Origin of the sequence: Mesorhizobium sp. M0243 (genome assembly GCF_040321775.1) — a bacterium.
In the GTDB taxonomy this organism is placed as follows: Bacteria; Pseudomonadota; Alphaproteobacteria; order Rhizobiales; family Rhizobiaceae; genus Mesorhizobium.
The window spans coordinates 22882-44230 of sequence record NZ_JAMYSF010000039.1; the positions used below are offsets into that span (position 1 = coordinate 22882).

Annotated in this window: 20 protein-coding genes and 1 pseudogene; 14 read left to right on the top strand and 7 right to left on the bottom strand. The window is 62.2% G+C overall.

Annotated elements, in window-relative coordinates:
• Positions 1–11 precede the first annotated feature (11 nt).
• Positions 12–686: an alpha/beta hydrolase gene (locus NKJ11_RS30980; protein WP_023669128.1), complete on the bottom strand. Its 675-nt coding sequence runs from the start codon at positions 684–686 to the stop codon at positions 12–14.
• 236 nt (positions 687–922) lie between these two features.
• Between NKJ11_RS30980 and NKJ11_RS30985 the strand changes: the two genes are divergently transcribed.
• From NKJ11_RS30985 to sufA, 7 genes are all read left to right on the top strand, one after another.
• Positions 923–2086 (top strand): cysteine desulfurase family protein, encoded by a 1164-nt coding sequence (locus NKJ11_RS30985; RefSeq protein ID WP_352610550.1) that lies wholly within the window; start codon positions 923–925, stop codon positions 2084–2086.
• Between the two features lie 186 nt (positions 2087–2272).
• Positions 2273–3790: a Fe-S cluster assembly protein SufB gene (gene sufB, locus NKJ11_RS30990; RefSeq protein ID WP_352610551.1), complete on the top strand. Its 1518-nt coding sequence runs from the start codon at positions 2273–2275 to the stop codon at positions 3788–3790.
• Between the two features lie 27 nt (positions 3791–3817).
• Entirely contained in the window at positions 3818–4573 is a 756-nt protein-coding gene (sufC, locus tag NKJ11_RS30995; protein ID WP_023810312.1) for a Fe-S cluster assembly ATPase SufC, read from the top strand.
• Between the two features lie 25 nt (positions 4574–4598).
• Complete coding sequence (sufD, locus tag NKJ11_RS31000; RefSeq protein WP_352610552.1) at positions 4599–5867, top strand: Fe-S cluster assembly protein SufD; 1269 nt, start codon at positions 4599–4601, stop codon at positions 5865–5867.
• A 4-nt stretch (positions 5868–5871) separates the two neighbouring features.
• On the top strand, positions 5872–7116 hold the full coding sequence (locus NKJ11_RS31005; protein ID WP_352610554.1) for a cysteine desulfurase: 1245 nt from the start codon (positions 5872–5874) through the stop codon (positions 7114–7116).
• Between the two features lie 21 nt (positions 7117–7137).
• Positions 7138–7530 (top strand): SUF system Fe-S cluster assembly protein, encoded by a 393-nt coding sequence (locus NKJ11_RS31010; RefSeq protein WP_023810315.1) that lies wholly within the window; start codon positions 7138–7140, stop codon positions 7528–7530.
• 103 nt (positions 7531–7633) lie between these two features.
• Positions 7634–8014: a Fe-S cluster assembly scaffold SufA gene (gene sufA / locus NKJ11_RS31015; RefSeq protein ID WP_023810316.1), complete on the top strand. Its 381-nt coding sequence runs from the start codon at positions 7634–7636 to the stop codon at positions 8012–8014.
• Positions 8015–8261: 247 nt separating this feature from the next.
• Here sufA and NKJ11_RS31020 read toward each other — a convergent pair whose 3' ends face one another.
• Positions 8262–8759, bottom strand: coding sequence for a GFA family protein (locus NKJ11_RS31020; protein ID WP_352552740.1), 498 nt, complete (start codon positions 8757–8759; stop codon positions 8262–8264).
• 91 nt (positions 8760–8850) lie between these two features.
• Here NKJ11_RS31020 and NKJ11_RS31025 point away from each other — a divergent pair, with 91 nt between their 5' ends.
• Complete coding sequence (locus NKJ11_RS31025) at positions 8851–9174, top strand: TfoX/Sxy family protein (RefSeq protein ID WP_352630285.1); 324 nt, start codon at positions 8851–8853, stop codon at positions 9172–9174.
• A gap of 205 nt (positions 9175–9379) precedes the next feature.
• Here the strand turns inward: NKJ11_RS31025 and NKJ11_RS31030 are convergent, their stop codons facing one another.
• Both NKJ11_RS31030 and NKJ11_RS31035 read right to left on the bottom strand, forming a co-directional pair.
• Positions 9380–10297, bottom strand: coding sequence for a pseudouridine-5'-phosphate glycosidase (locus NKJ11_RS31030; RefSeq protein ID WP_352630283.1), 918 nt, complete (start codon positions 10295–10297; stop codon positions 9380–9382).
• Positions 10298–10372: 75 nt separating this feature from the next.
• Positions 10373–11317 (bottom strand): carbohydrate kinase family protein, encoded by a 945-nt coding sequence (locus NKJ11_RS31035; protein ID WP_128303269.1) that lies wholly within the window; start codon positions 11315–11317, stop codon positions 10373–10375.
• A gap of 280 nt (positions 11318–11597) precedes the next feature.
• Here NKJ11_RS31035 and recA point away from each other — a divergent pair, with 280 nt between their 5' ends.
• On the top strand, positions 11598–12698 hold the full coding sequence (gene recA, locus NKJ11_RS31040) for a recombinase RecA (protein ID WP_023810321.1): 1101 nt from the start codon (positions 11598–11600) through the stop codon (positions 12696–12698).
• 298 nt (positions 12699–12996) lie between these two features.
• Complete coding sequence (alaS, locus tag NKJ11_RS31045) at positions 12997–15663, top strand: alanine--tRNA ligase (RefSeq protein ID WP_352440144.1); 2667 nt, start codon at positions 12997–12999, stop codon at positions 15661–15663.
• A gap of 227 nt (positions 15664–15890) precedes the next feature.
• Here the strand turns inward: alaS and NKJ11_RS31050 are convergent, their stop codons facing one another.
• Both NKJ11_RS31050 and NKJ11_RS31055 read right to left on the bottom strand, forming a co-directional pair.
• On the bottom strand, positions 15891–16526 hold the full coding sequence (locus tag NKJ11_RS31050; protein WP_352794986.1) for a glutathione S-transferase family protein: 636 nt from the start codon (positions 16524–16526) through the stop codon (positions 15891–15893).
• A 12-nt stretch (positions 16527–16538) separates the two neighbouring features.
• The gene (locus NKJ11_RS31055; RefSeq protein ID WP_127321786.1) at positions 16539–17750 is read right to left on the bottom strand and encodes an NADP-dependent isocitrate dehydrogenase; all 1212 of its coding nucleotides are present in this window, start codon (positions 17748–17750) and stop codon (positions 16539–16541) included.
• Between the two features lie 215 nt (positions 17751–17965).
• Between NKJ11_RS31055 and NKJ11_RS31060 the strand changes: the two genes are divergently transcribed.
• The 3 genes and pseudogenes from NKJ11_RS31060 to NKJ11_RS31070 all read left to right on the top strand — a co-directional run bounded on the left by NKJ11_RS31060 (position 17966) and on the right by NKJ11_RS31070 (position 19925).
• Entirely contained in the window at positions 17966–18880 is a 915-nt protein-coding gene (locus NKJ11_RS31060; RefSeq protein ID WP_128303273.1) for an RNA methyltransferase, read from the top strand.
• Positions 18873–19673: a glutamate racemase gene (gene murI, locus NKJ11_RS31065; protein WP_352794987.1), complete on the top strand. Its 801-nt coding sequence runs from the start codon at positions 18873–18875 to the stop codon at positions 19671–19673. Before NKJ11_RS31060 ends, murI begins: the two co-directional genes overlap by 8 nt.
• 64 nt (positions 19674–19737) lie before the next feature.
• A pseudogene (locus NKJ11_RS31070) lies at positions 19738–19925 on the top strand (DUF3008 family protein).
• An 84-nt stretch (positions 19926–20009) separates the two neighbouring features.
• Here NKJ11_RS31070 and NKJ11_RS31075 read toward each other — a convergent pair.
• A complete protein-coding gene (locus NKJ11_RS31075; protein WP_023810329.1) occupies positions 20010–20219 on the bottom strand; it encodes a hypothetical protein in 210 nt (69 codons plus the stop codon).
• A 375-nt stretch (positions 20220–20594) separates the two neighbouring features.
• On the opposite strand from NKJ11_RS31075, the gene rpsD reads away from it, so the two are divergent.
• Positions 20595–21212, top strand: coding sequence for a 30S ribosomal protein S4 (rpsD, locus tag NKJ11_RS31080; protein WP_023759539.1), 618 nt, complete (start codon positions 20595–20597; stop codon positions 21210–21212).
• Positions 21213–21349: the final 137 nt, after the last annotated feature.

A 21349-nucleotide genomic window follows, 5' to 3' on the forward strand; every position in this document is an offset into this window, starting at 1 on the left:
TCTTTTCTTGTTTATCTCAGCCGCTTCGGACGCGGATCCGACAATTCGCCGGCCAGCCGGCGGTCGAGATAGTCGGCGCATTCCTCGAGCAGCAGGTCGGCATCGTTGGCGAAGAAATGGTTGGCGCCGGGCAACGTCTTTTGCGTGATGGTGATGCCCTTCTGCGTGTGCAGCTTGTCGACCAGGCCCTGCACATCCTTCGGCGGCGCCACCTTGTCGGCATCGCCATGGATGATCAGGCCCGATGACGGGCAGGGCGCCAGGAACGAGAAATCATAGGTGTTGGGCTGCGGCGCGATCGAGATGAAGCCTTCGATCTCCGGCCGGCGCATCAGAAGCTGCATCCCGATCCAGGAGCCGAAGGAGTAGCCGGCGACCCAGCAGCTCTTGGAATCGGGATGCAGCGACTGCACCCAATCCAGCGCCGCGGCGGCATCCGACAACTCGCCGGTGCCGTGGTCGAATTCGCCCTGACTGCGGCCGATGCCGCGGAAATTGAAGCGCAGCGTGGTGAAATCCCGCTTCTGGAACATGTAGAAGAGGTCGTAGACGATCTTGTTGTTCATCGTGCCGCCGAATTGCGGATGCGGGTGCAGGACGATGGCAATCGGCGCGCTTTTTTCCTTGGAAGGCTGATAGCGACCCTCCAGGCGGCCGGCAGGACCGGTGAAAATGACCTCAGGCATAAAATACTCCACTTGGTAATACGAACGCGCGGTGCCTGGAACGTTTCCTCTGGCCTTGACGCAGGGCGAGCGTCTTCTTAGAAGCTAGTTTAGAATTGTTCAAAACTGGGTGGCAAGACATCGAGCCCGGCCACCCGCGCCGCAAGCCGCGTAAATAGGACGGCTCGCCTTGGAATTTCAAGGAAATAACGCCATACGACATCGGAATGGCTTCTGACGGGACTTGACGGACGAAAATGGCCGCAAAACGCGCCTATCTCGATTATAATGCCAGTGCGCCGCTGCTTGCCGCGGCCCGCGAGGCTATGGTCGCGGCGCTTGACGTCGCCGCCAATCCGTCATCGGTTCACGCCGAGGGGCGTGCGGCCCGCCGCCTGATCGAGACCGCCAGGCGTGACGTGGCGGCGCTCGTCAACGCCAAGGCGGAGCATATCGTGTTCACCTCCGGTGCGACGGAAGCAGCCTCGACGCTGCTGTCACCAGACTGGCGGATGGGGCGCGGCACCGTGCGCATGAGCCGGCTTTACGTGTCCGAGGCCGATCATCCCTGCCTGTTGAATGGCGGACACTTCCCGGCAGCGCAGGTTACCCGGATCGGTGTCGACGCCAACGGCATCGCCGATCTCGGCGCCTTGGCATCGGTGCTCGGCGGTCATGACAAGAGCGAAGGCCTGCCGCTGGTCGCCATCCACACCGCCAACAACGAAACCGGCGTCATCCAGCCGATCGATCGCATCGCCGGGATTGTCAAGGCGGCGGGCGGTATCCTCATTGTCGACACCGTGCAGGCCGCCGGGCGTGTTTCGATCGATCTATCAGCTGGTTACGCCGATTATCTGATTCTGTCCTCGCACAAGATCGGCGGTCCCAAGGGCGTCGGCGCCATGGTCGCGGCTTCGGATCTGATGATGCCGAAGCCGCTGGTCACTGGCGGTGGCCAGGAAAAGGGCCATCGCGGCGGCACTGAAAACCTCGCTGCCATTGCCGGTTTTGGCGCGGCCGCCCGCGAGGCCCTTGCCGGATTGCCGGCCATGGATGCGGTGCGCCGGCGCCGCGACGAGATCGAGGCCATCGTGAAAACGCTGGTGCCGGACGCGGAAATCTTCGGAACCGGTGCGCCAAGGCTTGCCAATACGGCATTCTTCGCTATTGCGGGCGTCAAAGCCGAAACCGCGCAGATCGCCTTCGATCTGGCCGGTGTGGCGCTGTCGGCCGGCTCTGCCTGTTCGTCTGGCAAGGTCGGACCGAGCCATGTGCTGAAAGCCATGGGATACGGCGACAGTCTCGGCGCCTTGCGGGTGTCCATCGGACCGGCGACCGGCGCGGAAGACGTTGAGCTTTTCCGCACCGCGCTTGCGGGTATTGCCGCACGTAGGGCGGATAGAGAACGGGCCGCGTAGCGGTTGGACGAATTTGGGCCTTTCGGCCTGGTAGAGCCGTGCGTTTCATGCTGGCCGGGTGAATTCCCGGTCGAAGCGCACTATATTAAACTTACGCCGCCGCGAGCACCTCTTGGGGTTCGGTTTTGGCGGTGCCATAGTTTGAAAACTGTCGGGCCTTGACCCCGGCGTGGATGGAGAACGCATATGCCTGCTGTGCAGGACACGATCGATCGGGTCCGAAAGATCGACGTCGACCAATACAAATACGGATTCCAGACCGAAATCGCGATGGACAAGGCCCCCAAGGGCCTCAGCGAAGACATCATCCGTTTCATTTCGGCCAAGAAGGACGAGCCGTCCTGGATGCTGGAATGGCGTCTGGAAGCGTATCGCCGCTGGCTGACGCTTGACGAGCCGACCTGGGCGCGCGTCCACTATCCGAAGATCGATTTCCAGGACATCTATTTCTATGCGGCGCCCAAGAGCACGCCCGGCCCGACCTCGCTCAGCGATGTCGATCCCGAACTCTTGAAGGTCTATGAAAAGCTCGGCATTCCGCTGCGGGAGCAGGAAATCCTTGCCGGTGTGCAGAAGACCGATGCCTCGGAGCTCGAGGAGGTCAGCGATAACGTCTACAAATCGGGCCGCGTCGCTGTCGACGCCGTGTTCGATTCCGTCTCCGTCGTCACCACCTTCAAGAAGGAGCTGGCGCAGGCCGGCGTCATTTTCTGTTCGATCTCGGAAGCCATCCGCGAGCATCCGGAGCTGGTGCAGAAGTATCTCGGTTCGGTCGTGCCGACCTCCGACAATTACTACGCGACGCTGAACTCCGCCGTGTTCACCGACGGCTCCTTCGTCTTCGTGCCCAAGGGCGTGCGCTGCCCGATGGAGCTGTCGACTTATTTCCGCATGAACGAGAAGAACACCGGCCAGTTCGAGCGCACATTGATCATCGCCGAGGAGGGGGCTTACGTCTCTTATCTCGAGGGCTGCACGGCCCCGCAGCGCGACGAGAACCAGCTGCATGCCGCGGTGGTCGAGCTGGTGGCGCTCGACGATGCCGAGATCAAATATTCGACGGTGCAGAACTGGTACCCCGGCGACGCCGAGGGCAAGGGCGGCATCTACAATTTCGTCACCAAGCGCGGCGACTGCCGGGGTGACCGCTCGAAGATCTCGTGGACGCAGGTGGAGACCGGCTCGGCCATCACCTGGAAATATCCGAGCTGCATCCTGCGTGGCGACGATTCCCAAGGCGAATTCTATTCGATCGCCGTGTCGAACGGTTATCAGCAGGTCGATAGCGGCACCAAGATGATCCATCTTGGCAAGAACACGTCGAGCCGCATCATCTCCAAGGGTATCGCCGCCGGCTACTCGCAGAACACCTATCGCGGCCAGGTCTCGGCGCATCGCAAAGCGACCAACGCCCGCAATTTCACCAACTGCGACTCGCTGCTGATTGGCGACCAGTGCGGCGCGCACACCGTGCCCTACATGGAAGCCAAGAATTCGACGGCGCAGTTCGAGCACGAAGCGACGACGTCGAAAATTTCCGAGGACCAGAAATTCTACGTCATGCAGCGCGGCATCCCGGAAGAGGAAGCGATCGCGCTGATCGTCAACGGCTTCGTCAAGGACGTGATCCAGCAACTGCCGATGGAATTCGCGGTCGAAGCACAGAAGCTGATCGGGATTAGCCTTGAGGGCTCGGTCGGCTGACCGGATATATATTCAGGAAACGAAAAAATGCTTGAAATCAGAAACCTGCACGCCCGCATCGTCGATGACGGCACCGAGATCATCCGTGGCTTGAACCTGACGGTGAAAGCCGGCGAGGTCGCCGCGATCATGGGGCCGAACGGCTCGGGAAAATCGACGCTGTCCTACATCCTCGCCGGCCGCGAGGACTATGAGGTGACCGAAGGCGACATCCTCTACAACGGCCAGTCGATCCTCGAAATGGATCCGGCCGAGCGCGCCACGTCAGGCATTTTCCTCGCCTTCCAGTATCCGATGGAGATACCGGGCGTTGCGACCATGGAATTCCTGAAAGTGGCGATGAACGAGCAGCGCAAGGCACGTGGCGAGGAGCCGCTGAAGATCCCGGAATTCCTGAAGCGCGTGAAGGAAGCCGCCGCCTCGCTCAGCATGGACATGGCGATGCTCAAGCGGCCGCTCAATGTCGGCTTCTCCGGCGGCGAGAAGAAGCGCGCCGAGATCCTGCAGATGAAGCTGCTGGAGCCGAAATTGTGCGTGCTCGACGAGACTGATTCCGGCCTCGACATCGATGCGCTGAAGATCGTTTCCGACGGCGTCAACGCGCTGCGCGCGCCGGACCGGGCGTTCCTGGTCATCACCCACTACCAGCGCCTGCTTGAGCACATCGTGCCCGACACCGTGCACGTGCTCTACAAGGGCCAGGTCATCAAGTCAGGCGACAAGTCGCTGGCGCTCGACCTGGAAGCCAATGGCTATGCCGGCGTGATCGGCGAAGCCGCGTGAGATGCCAGAGGGCAAGGTCAAACTAATGAATATGCACGCACAGCCCCAGCGGACACCGGCCGAGACAGCGTTGATCGACGCGTTCGGCGACCGATTGTCGCTGCTGCCGGGCGACGGCGCGGTGATGCTGAAGCGCGACGACGCCATCGAGACGATCAAGCACGGCCTGCCGACGCGGCGCGTCGAATCCTGGCACTATACCGACCTGCGGCGGTTGCTGAATACCGTGCCGGACTTCGACCCGGCCGCCATGGCTAAAGCCATCGCACCGATCGTCGAGGGTTCTGCCGTGGTGTCGATCCTGAACGGCAAGTCCGACGCGAAGGTGCCTGTCCTTGAAGGCGTCACCTTCCAGCGCCTTTCGGAAAAGCTGGTCGACGGCAGCATCGCACCGGGGCTCGATCCCTATGGCAGCGACGACGCAATCGGCGCGCTGAACACGGCTTTCGTCGCCGACGGGTATTTTGTCGACATCGCCGATGGTGTGGAACTTGAAAAGCCGATCGAACTGCAGAACCTGCAGGCCGGCGGCCAGACGCATGTGCGCCTGCCCGTGCGCGTCGGCGCCGGCGCCAAGGCCGTCATCGTCGAACGGCAGACGGGTGATGGCGCTGCCTTGAGCAGCTCGGTCAGTCAGATCGTGCTCGACGAGGGCGCCGAGGTGACGTGGCTGGTCGTCCAGGAGCAGCCGGAAACGGCGACGCATCTGGCGCAGTTCAAGGCCCATATCGGCAAGAATGCGAAACTGACGCTGTTCGTCATGAACGCCGGCGGCAAGCTCGTGCGCCAGGAGATCATGGTCAGGACGACTGGCGAAGGCGCCGATTTCAAGCTTCGCGGCATCAACCTGCTGGCCGGCGACACCCACACAGACGTGACCATGGTGCTCGACCACGCCGTGCCGCACACGACCTCTACGGAAGTGATCCGCAATGTGGTGACGGGCAAGGCGCGCGGTGTGTTCCAGGGCCGCATCAACGTCCATCAATATGCGCAGAAGACCAACGCGAAGATGGCCTGCAACACGCTGTTGCTGTCGGACGATGGCGAGTTCTCGACCAAGCCCGAGCTTGAAATCTTCGCCGACGACGTGATTTGCGGCCACGGCGCGACGGTGACCGAGATCGACCACAACCATCTGTTCTACCTGATGGCGCGCGGCGTCGACGAGAAAAGCGCGCGGGGGTTGCTCGTGAAGGCCTTCGTCGCGGAGGTGATCGAGGAACTGGACGACGAAGCGATCGTCGAGGCGCTGGAAGCGCGGCTCGACGACTGGTTCGTGGCACACGGGTGACCTGATGAACGCTCCAGGCAAGATCGGAGATTTCTACGACGTCGAAGCGATCCGCCGCGATTTCCCGATCCTGTCGCGGGAAGTCTATGGCAAGCCGCTGGTCTATCTCGACAATGGCGCCTCGGCACAGAAGCCGCAGGCGGTGCTCGACGCCATCCAGCACGCCTATTCCCAGGAATATGCCAACGTCCATCGCGGCCTGCACTTCCTCTCCAATGCGGCGACCGACGCATATGAAAAGGCGCGGGAAACGGTGCGCCGTTTCCTCAACGCGCCGAGCACCGACAACATCGTCTTCACCTCGAACACGACGTCGGCCATCAATACCGTCGCCTATGGCTATGGCATGCCCAACATCGGCGAGGGCGACGAGATCGTGCTGTCGATCATGGAGCACCACTCTAACATCGTTCCCTGGCATTTCATCCGCGAGCGGCAGGGCGCGAAACTCGTCTGGGTGCCGGTCGACGATCTCGGCGTCTTCCACATCGAGGAATTCGAGAAGCGCCTGACCGACCGCACCAAGCTGGTCGCCATCACACAGATGTCGAATGCGCTGGGCACGGTGACGCCGATCAAGGAGATCGTGCGCATTGCGCATTCGCGTGGAATTCCCGTCCTTGTAGACGGCAGCCAGAGCGCCGTGCATATGCCGATCGATGTGCAGGATCTCGACTGCGACTTCTTCGTCTTCACCGGCCATAAGGTCTACGGCCCCTCGGGCATCGGCGTGCTCTACGGCAAGAAGGACATTCTCCAGGGCATGCGCCCCTTCATGGGCGGTGGCGAGATGATCGAGGAGGTGACGGAAGACATCGTCACCTACAACGAGCCGCCGCACCGTTTCGAAGCCGGCACGCCGCCGATCGTCCAGGCGATCGGGCTGGGTGCTGCGCTCGACTATATGGAAAAAATCGGCCGCGAGCGCATTGCCGCCCATGAGGAAGACCTCAAGAACTACGCGCATGAGCGGCTGCGCGCCATCAATTCGCTGCGCATCTTCGGCGATGCGCCCGGCAAGGGCGCCATCATCTCGTTTGAGCTGCAAGGCATTCATGCGCATGACGTGTCGATGGTGATCGACAGGCAGGGCGTTGCTGTCCGCGCCGGCACCCATTGCGCCCAGCCGCTGTTGAAACGCTTCGGCGTAACCTCCACATGCAGGGCATCGTTCGGCATGTATAATACCAGGGCCGAAGTCGACGCTTTGGCCGAGGCGCTCGAAAAAGCGCGCAAATTCTTCGGATGATGATTTTTTTGGGTGACGACCATGGATGATGCAAGCATCGCTGCCGAGACCATTCCGGAAACCGCGCCCAATGCGCTGGTTTCGGGATCGGCCATTCCAGCCGACGAACTGGCGCGGCTGACCGACGACATCGTCTCGGCCCTGAAGACCGTCTACGATCCGGAAATTCCGGCCGACATCTACGAACTCGGCCTGATCTATAAGATCGACATCGAGGACAATCGCTCGGTCAAGATCGACATGACGCTGACCGCGCCCGGCTGCCCTGTCGCCGGCGAAATGCCCGGCTGGGTGGAAAACGCCGTCGGCGCCGTCGAAGGCGTGTCCGGCGTCGAGGTCAACATGACTTTCGACCCGCCATGGTCGGCCGATCGCATGTCGGAAGAGGCGCAGGTCGCGGTGGGTTGGTACTAGCCCGACAGAGGCTGGTGCACTTGCGCCAGGGATAAAACTTCACCATTTTAGGTGAGGAATCATTCGGCAGGCCTTGAACCTGCATGGAATGGAAGGAAAAAGAATGGGACGCTTCGCCGTCATCACGATGACCGAAAAGGCCGCCGACCGGGTGCGCGAGATCGTTGCCACCCGCGACAACGCGCACGGCATCCGCCTCGGCATCAAGAAGGGCGGCTGCGCCGGCATGGAATATACGGTCGATCTGGTGACCGAGCCCAACACCAAGGACGACCATATCGAGCGCGATGGCGCGCATGTCTATGTGGCGCCCGAGGCAGCGCTATTCCTGTTCGGCACGGAGATGGATTTCGAGCAGACGACGCTGCGCACTGGCTTCACATTCCGCAATCCGAATCAGAGTTCGGCCTGCGGCTGCGGTGAGTCCGTCGAGTTGAAGCCGGCGGACCTCAAGGCGCTGGCAGAAGCACGCGCCTCGGCCTGATCTTCCAGCCCCGTAAGCGGCAGGGGTGATCGCATATGACTGGCTTGCGCTCTACGAATACCCCCACCCTTAATCCCTCCCCACAAGGGGGAGGGAGACTCGGTAGGCGCTGATTCCGCAAATCCCCGAGGTTTCGACGCCAAAAGGATGGCGCGCGGCAGCGTTCCCTCCCCCTTTTGGTTAGGGTGGGGGTCCTCTTCGTAAAAACCCATATGCAATCGCCCCGCCGTAAACGGGGTGAAGGACGCTAATCCACCCACATGCCCGTCCGCTTGTGCCAGTCGGCGATCGATTCCTCGGGATAGACGTCGAAGACCTTGTCATGCTTGCCAACCTCCGGCTCCACCCAGTTCGCCTTGTATTTCAGCATCAGGTGCACCTTGCTTGGCGGAATGGGTAAATCGCTGTCGATCGCCGAGGCGAAGGGATGCACCAGTTCCGGCCATGTCGGATCGTAGAGCCAAAGGGCCGCCCCGCATTTCTTGCAGAAATTGCGCTCGCCGGTCGAGATTTCGCAATGCGGATGCTCGTCGTCCTCGATCTCCGCCCGAAAGACGCCGAGGCTGCGCTTGCCCCTGATGTTCAGTGTTTCGTTGTCCGCACCGAGATTGATGGCAAACCCGCCGCCGCCCTGCTGCTTGCGGCAGATCGAGCAGTAGCACAGCATGAATGGCGCCGGCGTGTGGCTCTCCACCTCGAAACGCACGGCATTGCAGCGGCAGGACCCTTTGAGCAGGACGGGCATGGCGGGAAACTCCGATCGACCTCACACAACCTGTCAGCATGATTTTGGTTGCGGCGATGACAAGGCCAAACGCCGGTGACATGATCGCGGCATGGACAATGAACGCATCGCCGAACTGTTCGAGGGCCTCGGCCCTGTCAGCATCCGAAAACTGTTCGGCGGCAAGGGCATCTATTTCGACGGTGTCATCGTCGCCATCGTGCTGCACGGTGAGTTGATGCTGAAGGCCGACGAGCAAAGCGCGCCCGAGTTCGAGGCCGCCGGCTGCACGCAATGGACCTATACCGGCTCGCGCCACGGCAAGCTGGTCGCCATGCCCTACTGGGGCGTTCCCGACAGCGCTTTCGATGATCCCGACGAGATGGCGGCCTGGGTACGGCGGGCGTATGCGGCTGGACGGCGGGCGGGGAAGTGATGCCAGCCTTGGAACGCTAGCGGGACAGCACCCCCCCCTCTGGCCTGCCGGCCATCTCCCCCGCAAGGAGGGAGATTGGCGGTTTCACCGTCTGCCTGCTTTTTCAACGTTGAAGATTGCAGAGGCGTTGACGACATTCGATCTCCCCCCTTGCGGGGGAGATGTCCGGCAGGACAGAGGGGGGTGCTGTCCCGCCGACGTTGGCCTACAACGCCTTGGCAATCCTCGCCGCCAGCCGCGCATTGTTCTCTACCAGCGCGATGTTGGTCTTCAGGCTCCTGCCGCCGGTCAGTTCGAGGATTTTCGACAGCAGGAACGGTGTCACCGCCTTGCCGGTCACGCTGAGCGCTTCTGCGGCCTTTTGCGCGGCGTCGATATAGCCCGCCATCTCCTCAGCCGGGATTTCATGGTTTTCCGGCACCGGATTGGCAATCAGCATGCCGCCGGCGAGCCCCAGCGCTGCCCTCGTCTGGTAGAAATGCGCGATCGCTTCCGGCTCGTGCAAGGTCAGCGGCGCGCGGAACGGCGACTGCCGCGACCAGAAGGCGGGCATCGTCTCGCAGCCAAGGCCGATCACCGGCACGCCGCGCGTCTCCAGCACCTCCAGCGTCTTTTCGATGTCGAGGATGGCCTTGGCGCCGGCCGAGACGACGATGACCGGGGTGCGCGCCAGCTCGTCGAGATCGGCGGAAATGTCAAAACTCTTTTCGGCGCCCTTGTGCACGCCGCCGATGCCGCCGGTGGCGAACACTTTTATGCCGACCATATGCGCCGCGATCATCGTGGCGGCGACCGTGGTGCCACCGGTGCGCCCTTGCGCCACGGCAAAACCGAGATCGGCGCGCGACAGTTTCATGGCGTCGCCCGTCATCGCCAGCGATTCGCGCTCGCCGTCCGAAAGCCCGATCTTTATGCGGCCGCCAACCACGGCGATGGTCGCCGGCACGGCGCCGCCGTCGGTGATGATCTTTTCGACATCGGCCGCCATGGCGCCATTGTCGGGGTAGGGCATGCCATGGGTGATGATGGTGCTTTCCAGCGCCACCACCGGCCGCCCGGCAGCCAGGGCCTGCGCCACCGGCGCGTGGATGTCGATGAAGGGGCGGGCGGTCTCAGGGGTCATCAGGGTCTCCAATCCGGAATGCAGCGCGTCCGTCGGGACATCAGGCAACATCGTGGCACTATGAATTTGCCGGTCTCATGCCACTTCCCTGGCATCCGGCACAAGAGCCAATGCCTCAGTGAAATCAGCCGCGGTGAACTCCGGAACGGCGTTGGCGCTTTCGATGGCAAGCGTCGCCCCGGCAATGCCTTCGCGCAGTGCTGACCGCAGGGGCAGTCCGCGCAGCAAAGCAGCGACCGTTGCGCCCGCCAGGGCATCGCCGGCCCCGGTGACGTCAGCGACCTTTCTTGGCGGCGGCGGCAGGATCGAGAAGGCGCCGGCTTCATCGAAGCCCAGCATGGGCTCGCTGCCCGCCGTCACCACGCCGCTGACGAGGCCGCTGCATCGCAACCCGTCGACGACCTCGCGCTCCGTGGCAGTCGCGGCGACGCCGGCCAGCACCATGGCCTCGCGCCGGTTCATGAAGACGAGCGAGAGCTCCTTCAGCACCGGTATCAGCCGCGTTACCTTGGCAGGCGAAATTGCAATGGCGAAAACCGGCTTGCCCGTGGCGAGCGCGACCAGCCGTTCCAGCGCCGAAGAGGGCAGGTTGGCGTCGCACAGGATCGCATCGGCGGCAGCGATCACCTCCCGCACCTTGGAGCGCCTGATCTGCTTGGGAAACGCCAAATCATAGAGCGCCATGTCGGCAAAGCCGACGATCAGCTCGCCTTCGCTGTCGATCAGCGCCGTGTAGCTCGGTGTCGTGCGGTCGAGGAAGACCGCCGACAGGTCGGTAATGCCTGCCTCGGCAATGGCTCGCGAAACGGTGTCGGCAGCGGCATCGCCGCCGCGAACCGATATGAGCGACGCGGAGACGCCGCGCCGCACCGCACTGCGCAAAGCGTTGAAGACCCCGCCGCCGACATCCTCGCGCATCGTGCCGGGATTGGAGGCAGCCGGCACGTAAGCGCCGGACACCTGGCCGCGCCGGTCGATATGGGCGCCGCCTACGGCCAGTATTTTCGCGGATTTCAGCATGCCGGCGATATGACCTTTGTTATTCCAGCCGCACAAGCGCTAGGCTGTGCAACGGAGCTTCGCATGCAAGGCGGCGATTCGGCAGATCGAAACAACCGAGCCGTCTGGCCCAATGTGTGGTGCATCCCTGATCGAATCCTTGGACAAAAAAAGAACAAATCCGGATATTCTTTGTTTTTCAGATATTTGACCCCTCTTGCCAAATGAGAACAAAAAAGGTACAAATAGGCAGGGATTACGGATTGTCCGGCCTTCATTGACGACCAAGGGGTGATGTATCATGGCTCAGAATTCTTTGCGGCTTGTAGAGGACAAGGCAGTGGACAAATCAAAGGCTCTGGATGCGGCGCTGTCGCAGATCGAGCGGGCTTTCGGCAAGGGCTCGATCATGCGGCTCGGCGCCAACGATCAGGTCGTCGAGATTGAAACGGTGCCGACCGGCTCGCTTGGCCTAGACATCGCGCTTGGTGTTGGTGGCTTGCCGCGCGGTCGCATCATCGAGATCTACGGGCCGGAAAGCTCGGGCAAGACGACGCTGGCGCTGCACACCGTGGCCGAAGCCCAGAAGAAGGGCGGCATCTGCGCCTTCGTCGATGCCGAGCATGCGCTCGATCCGGTCTATGCCCGCAAGCTTGGCGTCGATCTCGAAAACCTTCTGATCTCGCAGCCGGACACCGGTGAGCAGGCGCTGGAAATCTGCGACACGCTGGTGCGCTCCGGCGCCATCGACGTGCTGGTGGTCGATTCGGTCGCGGCGCTGACGCCACGCGCCGAAATTGAAGGTGAGATGGGCGATTCGCTGCCCGGCCTGCAGGCCCGCTTGATGAGCCAGGCGCTGCGCAAGCTGACCGCTTCGATCTCGCGCTCCAACACCATGGTCATCTTCATCAACCAGATCCGCATGAAGATCGGCGTCATGTTTGGTTCGCCCGAGACCACGACGGGCGGCAACGCGCTGAAATTCTACGCTTCGGTGCGTCTTGACATCCGCCGCATCGGCTCGATCAAGGACCGCGACGAGGTTGTCGGCAACCAGACCCGCGTCAAGGTGGTCAAGAACAAGTTGGCGCCGCCCTTCAAGGTGGTCGAATTCGACATCATGTTTGGTGAGGGCGTGTCCAAAACCGGCGAACTGGTCGATCTCGGGGTCAAGGCCGGTATTGTAGAGAAGTCTGGCGCCTGGTTTTCTTATAATTCGCAGCGTCTCGGCCAGGGCCGCGAAAATGCCAAGCTGTTCCTGCGTGACAATCCCGACACGGCACGCGAGATCGAGTTGTCGATCAGGCAGAATGCCGGGCTGATCGCCGAGAAATTCCTCGAGAATGGCGGCCCTGAGCGCGGCGAAGACGACGGTTTCGAGGAAGAATCCGGCGCCATGTAACAGCTTCGTGCGCGATGCCGGCCGGAGTTCGGCCATAATCGCGTTCTATTATCTCAGGCTTATGTAATTGAGTTCCGCGTTATTGCGTTTCGAAACCGCCGGCCCAGTGCCGGCGGTTTTGCGTTTCGGCAGCGAAAACAGGCCGGTTCGAATGGCCGGCAAAGGCCGTGGATTGGACCAACTCCGTGTTTCTGGACAGGGTGAGGCGCGGCGGCTAAAAGGCCAAGTCCTAATCTTCTAAAATCGCAGAGCCCATTTCCGCCGGTTTGCCGGCGGCTCTTCCGAAAAGGCAGCATTCATGAGTGGCGTGAACGAGATCCGGTCGACATTTCTCGACTACTTCCGCAAGGAGGGTCACGAGATCGTCGCGTCGAGCCCGCTGGTGCCGCGCAACGATCCGACACTGATGTTCACCAACGCCGGCATGGTGCAGTTCAAGAATGTCTTCACCGGTTTGGAGAAGCGGCCCTATTCGCGCGCGTCGACCGCCCAGAAGAGCGTGCGCGCCGGCGGCAAGCACAACGATCTCGACAATGTCGGCTACACTGCGCGCCATCTGACCTTCTTCGAGATGCTCGGCAATTTTTCCTTTGGCGACTATTTCAAGGAGCGAGCCATCGAGCTCGCCTGGAACCTGATCACCAGGGAGTTCGGGCTGAACAAGGACAAGCTGCTGGTCACCGTCTATCATACGGACGACGAGGCGGCCGGTTTCTGGAAGAAGATCGCCGGGTTTTCCGACGACCGCATCATTCGCATCGCGACATCGGACAATTTCTGGGCGATGGGCGATACCGGCCCGTGCGGTCCGTGTTCGGAGATCTTCATCGACCGCGGCGAGCACATCTGGGGCGGCCCTCCCGGCAGCCCGGAGGAGGATGGCGACCGTTTCCTGGAATTCTGGAACCTGGTGTTCATGCAGTATGAACAGGTGACGAAAGAAGAGCGCATCGACCTGCCGCGCCCCTCGATCGACACCGGCATGGGCCTGGAGCGCATGGCGTCCATCCTGCAAGGGGTGGAAAGCGTCTTCGAGACCGATCTGTTCCGTCACCTGATCGACGCGGCCTCGTCCGCGATCGGGCATGGTCCCGACAAGGAGACTGTCGCGTCCTACCGGGTCATTGCCGATCATCTGCGCTCGTCCTCCTTCCTGGTCGCCGATGGCGTGCTGCCTTCGAACGAAGGCCGGGGCTATGTCCTGCGCCGCATCATGCGCCGCGCCATGCGTCATGCGCAGCTGCTCGGTGCCAACGAACCGCTGATGTGGAAGCTGGTGCCGGCGCTGGTGCGCGAAATGGGTCAGGCCTATCCGGAACTGCTGCGCGGCGAACAGTTGATCACCGAGACGCTGAAGCTCGAGGAGACCAGGTTTCGCAAGACGCTGGTGCGCGGCCTCGGCCTGCTTTCGGAGGCGACCGAAACGCTTCATGCCGGCGACATGCTGGATGGCGAGACGGCATTCAAGCTCTACGACACCTATGGCTTCCCACTCGATCTGACGCAGGACGCGCTGCGCCAGCGCAGCATCTCTGTCGATCTTGCCGGCTTCACCAATGCGATGGAGCAGCAGAAGGCCGAGGCGCGCAAGCACTGGGCTGGGTCCGGCGACGCGGCGACCGAGACCATCTGGTTCTCCGTGCGCGAGAAGGCCGGCGCCACCGAGTTCCTCGGATATGAGACTGAAGCTGCCGAAGGCATCATCCAGGCGCTGGTCAGGGACGGCAAGACCGTCGACAGCGCCGGCAAGGGTGACGCAGTGGCGATCGTCGTCAACCAGACGCCGTTCTATGCCGAGTCCGGCGGCCAGATGGGCGACACCGGCGTTATTTCAGGCGAGGGCTTCTCGATCGAGGTTTCCGATACGCAGAAAAAGGCCGACGGGCTGTTCGTGCATATCGGCAAGGTTGCCAGCGGCACGGTCAAGACGGGCGCCGCCGTCGAACTGAAGGTAGATCATGCGCGCCGCTCCAGGTTGCGCGCCAACCATTCCGCGACGCATTTGATCCATGAGGCGCTGCGCGAGGTGCTGGGCAGCCATGTCGCGCAGAAGGGCTCGCTGGTGGCGCCCGAGCGCCTGCGCTTCGACATCTCGCACAACAAACCCATTTCATCGGAGGACCTCGAAGAGGTCGAGCGCATGGCCAACGAGATCGTCGTGCAGAACAGCCCGGTGTCCACGCGCCTGATGTCGGTCGACGATGCCATTGCCGAAGGCGCCATGGCGCTGTTTGGCGAGAAGTATGGTGACGAAGTGCGCGTCGTGTCCATGGGCACCGGGGTGCACGGCGCCAAGGCCAACCGGCCCTATTCGGTCGAGCTCTGCGGTGGCACGCATGTCCGGGCGACCGGCGATATCGGCCTGGTGCGTGTCGTGTCGGACAGCGCGGTCGCCGCCGGCGTGCGCCGCATCGAGGCGCTGACCGGCGAAGCCGCGCGCAAACATCTCGACGAGCAGGACCGGCGTTTGAAGGCGACGGCGGCCGTGCTCAAGATTTCGCCGGCCGATGTGCCGGCGCGCGTCGAGACGCTGCTCGAAGAGCGCAAGAAGCTCGAGAAGGAATTGACCGAGGCGCGCAAGAAGCTGGCGCTGGGCGGGGGATCGTCAGCCGATGCTCCAGCCGCCAATGAGACGGTCGCCGGTGTCGGCTTCCTCGGCAAGACGGTCTCCGGTGTCTCGCCGAAGGATTTGAAGCCGCTGGCCGATGCCGGCAAGAGCTCGCTCGGCTCCGGCGTCGTCGTCTTCGTCGGCGCCGGCGAAGACAACAAGGCAAGCGTCGTGGTGGCCGTCACCGACGACCTCATCGGCCGCTTCAGCGCCGTCGACCTTGTCCGCGTGGCCTCCGCCGCATTGGGCGGGCAGGGCGGCGGCGGGCGGCCCGACATGGCCCAGGCCGGTGGCCCCGACGCTTCCAAGGCCGATGATGCGATTGCAGCGGTGAGGGCGGCACTCGAAGCGGCGTAGGCTAGTGGGCTGAATTTATAGCAACGGTTGGAGGGCCAGCGCCCCCCTCTGTCCTGCCGGACATCTCCCCCACGAGTGGGGAGATCGGACGTCGCGTCGGCTTTCGCCAATCTCCCACGTGGAAATAAAACCGCGCCGGAATAGGCGCCTTAGCGGACGCTGCCAATCTCCCCACTCGTGGGGGAGATGTCCGGCAGGACAGAGGGGGGCGCTGTCCCGCAGGCCTCTCAATACTTATCGCGGGCTTGTTCAGTCCGCACGAAGCTCGGCCGAGCCGCAATGCGCGCATACCAGTCCTGGATGTCCGCGAACCGTGCCAACAGGCCTTGCCCTTCGGCGACATTGAGGAAATAGGCGATGATGGGTGCCGCGTGCAGGTCGGCCAGCGTGAGCTGGTCGCCGAGCAGCCACGGTCCGGGAGCCTTGAGTGAGGTAAGCACCCCGAGCACCGTTTCGGCCTGGCGCAGCCCGCTGGCGATCAGCGCCTCGTCGGGGGCCTCTTTCTCCAGCCGCTCGACGGCAACATCCCAGACCATCGCGCGATAGCCATAGGCGTCGAGCATGCCGATGATCTGGCCCATCCTGGCGCGGCCGCGCGCGTCGGCAGGCTGCAGCGTCGGCCCGTCGAACGCCTCCTCGACATAGCGCGCAATCGCGCTTGTCTCGAAGAGGCGAAACCCGTCATGCTCGAAGGCCGGGATGCGGCCGAACGGGTGGTGCTCGAAATACCAGGCGGGAATGCCATCAGTGGCAAAGACATCGACCGGCACAAGCTCGTAGTCGATGCCTTTTTCCGCGAGTACGAGGCGGACGATGCGTACATAGACGCTGTACTCCACCCCGTAGACGATGGGCTTGCCCATCTTGCTTACTTGTCAGGCCATCGCCTTCTGCAGGTTCTCGTCGATCTTGTCGAGGAAACCGGTGGTCGACAGCCAGGGCTGGTCGGGGCCGATCAAGAGCGACAGGTCCTTGGTCATGAAGCCGGACTCGACCGTCTGGATGCAGACCTTTTCCAGCGTTTCGGAGAAACGCTTTAGGTCGGCATTGTCGTCGAGCTTGGCGCGGTGCGCGAGACCGCGCGTCCAGGCGAAGATCGAGGCGATCGAATTGGTCGAGGTTTCCTCGCCCTTCTGATGCTGGCGATAATGGCGGGTGACGGTGCCATGCGCGGCTTCGGCTTCCACGGTCTTGCCGTCCGGTGTCATCAGCACCGATGTCATCAGGCCGAGCGAGCCGAAACCCTGAGCAACCGTGTCGGACTGCACGTCACCGTCATAGTTCTTGCAGGCCCAGACATAGCCGCCCGACCATTTCAGGGCGGAGGCCACCATGTCGTCGATCAGGCGGTGCTCGTACCACAGCTTCTTCGACTTGAACTCGGCCTCGAATTCAGCCTCGTAGACCTCCTGGAAGATGTCCTTGAAGCGGCCGTCATAGGCCTTGAGGATAGTGTTCTTGGTCGACAGATAGACCGGATAGTTGCGCAGCAGGCCGTAGTTCAGCGAGGCGCGGGCAAACTCGCGGATCGAGTCGTCGAGATTGTACATGGCCATGGCGACACCGGCGCCGGGCGCGTCGTACACATCGTGCTCGATCACCTGGCCGTCCTCACCCACGAATTTGATGGTCAGCTTGCCCTTGCCGGGGAAGCGGAAATCGGTGGCGCGGTACTGGTCGCCGAAGGCATGACGGCCGACGATGATCGGCTTGGTCCAGCCGGGCACCAGGCGCGGCACGTTCTTCATGATGATCGGCTCGCGGAAGATGGTGCCGCCGAGGATGTTGCGGATGGTGCCGTTCGGCGACTTCCACATCTTCTTCAGCTTGAACTCCTCGACGCGCTGTTCGTCGGGCGTGATCGTCGCGCATTTCACGCCGACGCCGTGTTTCTTGATGGCGTTGGCCGAATCGATGGTCACCTGGTCGTTGGTGGCGTCGCGATGCTCGATGCCGAGGTCGTAATATTCAAGCTTGAGGTCGAGATAAGGGTGGATCAGCTTGTCCTTGATGAACTGCCAGATGATGCGGGTCATCTCGTCGCCGTCGAGTTCGACGACCGGGTTCGCCACCTTGATCTTCGCCATGGAAAGAATGCCTCGTTGCTGGGATATGGGACGGCCTTGCCCGCGTGGCGTTGGGCCGGGAGATGTCGCCCGTATATCAAAGCGCTTTTGGCCACGCAAACGGCGATCGGTCACGAATTGGAGGCCAGAGCCGTCGTCATTTGCGAATGCTTCATTTTCCCGGCCGAATATGGCAGGGACGCTGAAATGCCGCAAACAGCAGTTCATTGACAATCATGCCCGTCATCAAAGATCCCGATAGCATTGCAGTCGCCGGCCCGGCGATCATCCTCGTCGAGCCGCAGCTTGGCGAGAACATCGGCATGGTCGCGCGCGCCATGGCCAATTTCGGTCTGTCGGAGCTGCGCCTGGTCAACCCGCGTGATGGTTGGCCGAGCGAGAAGGCACGCGCGGCGGCCAGCCGCGCCGACCATGTCATCGACGCCGTGAGAGTGTTCGACGACCTGGCCTCGGCGCTCGCCGACTTGAATTTTGTCTTCGCAACCACGGCCAGGCAGCGCGACGGCTTCAAATCCGTGCGCGGGCCGGTGGAGGCGGGCAGGATGCTTCGGACCCATCATGCAATGGGACAACGCACTGGCATCCTGTTCGGACGCGAACGCTTCGGCCTCTACAATGACGAGGTCGGCTTGGCCGACGAGATCGTCACTTTCCCGGTCGATCCCGATTTCTCCTCGCTCAACATCGCCCAGGCCGCGCTGCTGATGTCCTATGAATGGATGAAGTCCGGCCTGGAAGATGAGACCAAGACCAATTTTTCCGGCCCGGACATGAAGCCGGCAAGCAAGGAAGAATTGCACGGCCTGTTTGCGTATCTGGAAGGCGCATTGGAAGCGCGCGGCTATTTCCGGCCGGCGCCGAAGAAGCCGAAAATGGTCGACAATCTGCGCGCGGTGCTCACACGCCCCGGCTTTGCCGAACCGGAGCTCAAGGTGCTGCGCGGCATCATCTCGTCGCTCGACAGGTTTTCTCCGGCGATGCCGCGCGGCGACGGGTCCCCTGGCGACGATCCGCGGCGCTTGCCCGCGGCCGCCGCGCGTGCCCGCAAGGCGGAGGCGGCGCGCTTTGCCGACACCGGCAAGGACGATGACATACCGCCGCTTGGCGGAAAAGGAACCGACAATGACTGAGCGGCCGATCCTGATGTTCGATTCGGGCATCGGCGGGCTTACCGTGCTGCGCGAGGCACGCGTGCTGATGCCCGACCGCCGCTTCATCTATGTCGCCGACGACGCTGCGTTTCCCTACGGCGCTTGGGAAGAGCCGGCGCTGAGGGCGCATATACTCGAATTGTTCGGCAAACTGCTGGAGCGCTTTGCGCCGGCCATTTCCGTCATCGCCTGCAACACCGCCTCGACGTTGGTGATCGATGCGTTGCGCGATAGATTTCCCGAGCATCCTTTCGTCGGCATGGTGCCTGCGATCAAGCCGGCGGCGGAACGCACGCGCTCAGGGCTGGTTTCGGTGCTGGCGACGCCTGGCACCGTCAAGCGCCAATACACGCGCGACCTGATCAGCAAATGGGCGCAGAAATGCCATGTCCGCCTGGTCGGCAGCGACAGGCTGGCGGGACTGGCTGAGATCTACATGCGTGAGGGCTTCGTCGATGAAGAAGCCGTGCGCACCGAGATTACGCCGTGCTTCGTCGTACATGATGCGCTGCGTACGGATATCGTCGTGCTCGCCTGCACACACTACCCCTTTCTGGCCAATCGCATGCGCAAGACGGCGCCCTGGCCGGTCGATTGGCTCGACCCCGCTGAAGCGATCGCGCGCCGGGCGCTGTCGCTTCTCGCCGACATCGATCCGAGCGGTCGTGGCGAGATGCTGCCTGAAGGCCCCGACCTTGCCGTCTTCACATCGAAAAGAGCCGATTTTCCGACCCGTCGCCTAATACAGGGCTTCGGGCTGGCGATGTCGTGATTCCGAAGCGGAACATCACGGCAGTCGTTGCGTTTTTCTCCAGATTCTAACGGGAGAAAGAGCCATGCCAGCCACCTCGAAAGCCCAGCAGAAAGCCGCCGGCGCGGCTCTGTCGGCCAAGCGCGGCGAGACCAAGAAGAGCGAACTCCAGGGCGCTTCCAAGGGAATGTACGAATCGATGAGCGAAAAGCAGCTCGAGGAATTCGCCGAACGAAGCGCAAGGGCCTGCCGGAGAAGAAGTCGAAAGACTAAGGGTTAAGCATCCGGAATCAAAGAGCCCGCGGCCAAGACCGCGGGCTTTGAAATGATATCGGCCGCCTGAGACCGGATAGGAGCCTACCAGCGCCCGCTGCAGCGCTTGATCTTGTAGCGTATGACCTTCTTGTGGCCGTGCCGCCAGATAACCTTCTTCTTGATCACGATGCGGCAAGCCTGGTGATGCCGGTGTCCTTGCCAATGCCTGGCCTCCGCCGGCTCCGGTGTCAGGACCGCCATGGATCCCGCCAACACAGCGGCTCCTGTCAGGGTAAGGAAGAATTTCTTCATGCGAATGTAGCTCCTCTGCTCCGGTCCCTTCCTGATGCCGCTGGCGCAACCTCCCGCCACATCCGGCACTGTACTCAACCCAGAGACGCTATATCGTCGCCATGGCCTACGCCAGCCACAAGCTTGACACCGGTTAAATCTCCGTTTAATCAGCGCGCCAACACCGGGCCGCAATGCCCGGTGGTTTTCTTTATGTGGGCAAGATGCGTGGAAATCCAATTCTACTATCTTGTTTGAACTGACGTGTCCCGTGGGTTTTCCGCCGCGTTGCGTGGGAAAACCCTGTCAGGTCTCGAAAACGGAGGCCAGAGGAGGGCGCGTTTCCTTCACCCGGACCATGAGGTTCCGGGTGTATTGTTTTGAAAAGGGAATGCGATGAGCAAGCGCGAATCCGCGAAGTACAAGATCGACCGCCGTCTCGGCGAAAATATCTGGGGCCGCCCGAAGTCCCCGGTCAACAAGCGTGAATACGGTCCTGGCCAGCATGGCCAGCGCCGCAAGGGCAAGCTTTCCGATTTCGGCCTGCAGCTGCGCGCCAAGCAGAAGCTGAAGGGTCACTATGGCGATGTTTCGGAAAAGCAGTTCCGCAAGGTCTATGAAGAGGCTGACCGCCGCAAGGGCGACACCTCGGAGAACCTGATCGGCCTGCTCGAATCGCGTCTCGACGCGGTCGTCTACCGCGCCAAGTTCGTGCCGACCATTTTCGCCGCCCGTCAGTTCGTCAACCACGGCCACGTCAACGTCAACGGCAAGCGTGTCAATATCGGCTCGTATCGCTGCAAGCCGGGCGATGTCGTCGAAGTGCGCGAAAAGTCCAAGCAGCTGGTCATCGTTCTGGAAGCGGTCGGTCTCGCCGAGCGCGACGTGCCGGACTACATCGAAGCCGATCACAACAAGATGGTCGCGACCTTCTCGCGCATCCCTGGCCTTGCGGACGTTCCGTTCGCCGTGCAGATGGAACCGAACCTGGTCGTCGAATTCTATTCGCGCTAAAACGAGCGCGTTCTGCGATACCAAGCAAAGGCCGCCCGTCGAGGCTAATGCAGTTCACTTAGGCACCTTCAGTGTTCTGACAGGATATTTGGCTGGTAGCTTTTTGACGACACGGGGGCATGATCGCCCCCGTGTTT

Coding starts and splice junctions, on each gene's coding strand:
- recA (WP_023810321.1), top strand. CDS start 11,598: ATGGCTCAGAATTCTTTGCGGCTTGTAGAGGACAAGGCAGTGGACAAA.
- NKJ11_RS31005 (WP_352610554.1), top strand. CDS start 5,872: ATGAACGCTCCAGGCAAGATCGGAGATTTCTACGACGTCGAAGCGATC.
- NKJ11_RS31060 (WP_128303273.1), top strand. CDS start 17,966: ATGCCCGTCATCAAAGATCCCGATAGCATTGCAGTCGCCGGCCCGGCG.
- rpsD (WP_023759539.1), top strand. CDS start 20,595: ATGAGCAAGCGCGAATCCGCGAAGTACAAGATCGACCGCCGTCTCGGC.
- NKJ11_RS31010 (WP_023810315.1), top strand. CDS start 7,138: ATGGATGATGCAAGCATCGCTGCCGAGACCATTCCGGAAACCGCGCCC.
- NKJ11_RS30985 (WP_352610550.1), top strand. CDS start 923: ATGGCCGCAAAACGCGCCTATCTCGATTATAATGCCAGTGCGCCGCTG.
- NKJ11_RS31030 (WP_352630283.1), bottom strand. CDS start 10,297: ATGACCCCTGAGACCGCCCGCCCCTTCATCGACATCCACGCGCCGGTG.
- murI (WP_352794987.1), top strand. CDS start 18,873: ATGACTGAGCGGCCGATCCTGATGTTCGATTCGGGCATCGGCGGGCTT.
- alaS (WP_352440144.1), top strand. CDS start 12,997: ATGAGTGGCGTGAACGAGATCCGGTCGACATTTCTCGACTACTTCCGC.
- NKJ11_RS31025 (WP_352630285.1), top strand. CDS start 8,851: ATGGACAATGAACGCATCGCCGAACTGTTCGAGGGCCTCGGCCCTGTC.
- sufB (WP_352610551.1), top strand. CDS start 2,273: ATGCCTGCTGTGCAGGACACGATCGATCGGGTCCGAAAGATCGACGTC.
- sufA (WP_023810316.1), top strand. CDS start 7,634: ATGGGACGCTTCGCCGTCATCACGATGACCGAAAAGGCCGCCGACCGG.
- NKJ11_RS31035 (WP_128303269.1), bottom strand. CDS start 11,317: ATGCTGAAATCCGCGAAAATACTGGCCGTAGGCGGCGCCCATATCGAC.
- sufD (WP_352610552.1), top strand. CDS start 4,599: ATGAATATGCACGCACAGCCCCAGCGGACACCGGCCGAGACAGCGTTG.
- sufC (WP_023810312.1), top strand. CDS start 3,818: ATGCTTGAAATCAGAAACCTGCACGCCCGCATCGTCGATGACGGCACC.
- NKJ11_RS31055 (WP_127321786.1), bottom strand. CDS start 17,750: ATGGCGAAGATCAAGGTGGCGAACCCGGTCGTCGAACTCGACGGCGAC.
- NKJ11_RS31050 (WP_352794986.1), bottom strand. CDS start 16,526: ATGGGCAAGCCCATCGTCTACGGGGTGGAGTACAGCGTCTATGTACGC.
- NKJ11_RS30980 (WP_023669128.1), bottom strand. CDS start 686: ATGCCTGAGGTCATTTTCACCGGTCCTGCCGGCCGCCTGGAGGGTCGC.
- NKJ11_RS31075 (WP_023810329.1), bottom strand. CDS start 20,219: ATGAAGAAATTCTTCCTTACCCTGACAGGAGCCGCTGTGTTGGCGGGA.
- NKJ11_RS31020 (WP_352552740.1), bottom strand. CDS start 8,759: ATGCCCGTCCTGCTCAAAGGGTCCTGCCGCTGCAATGCCGTGCGTTTC.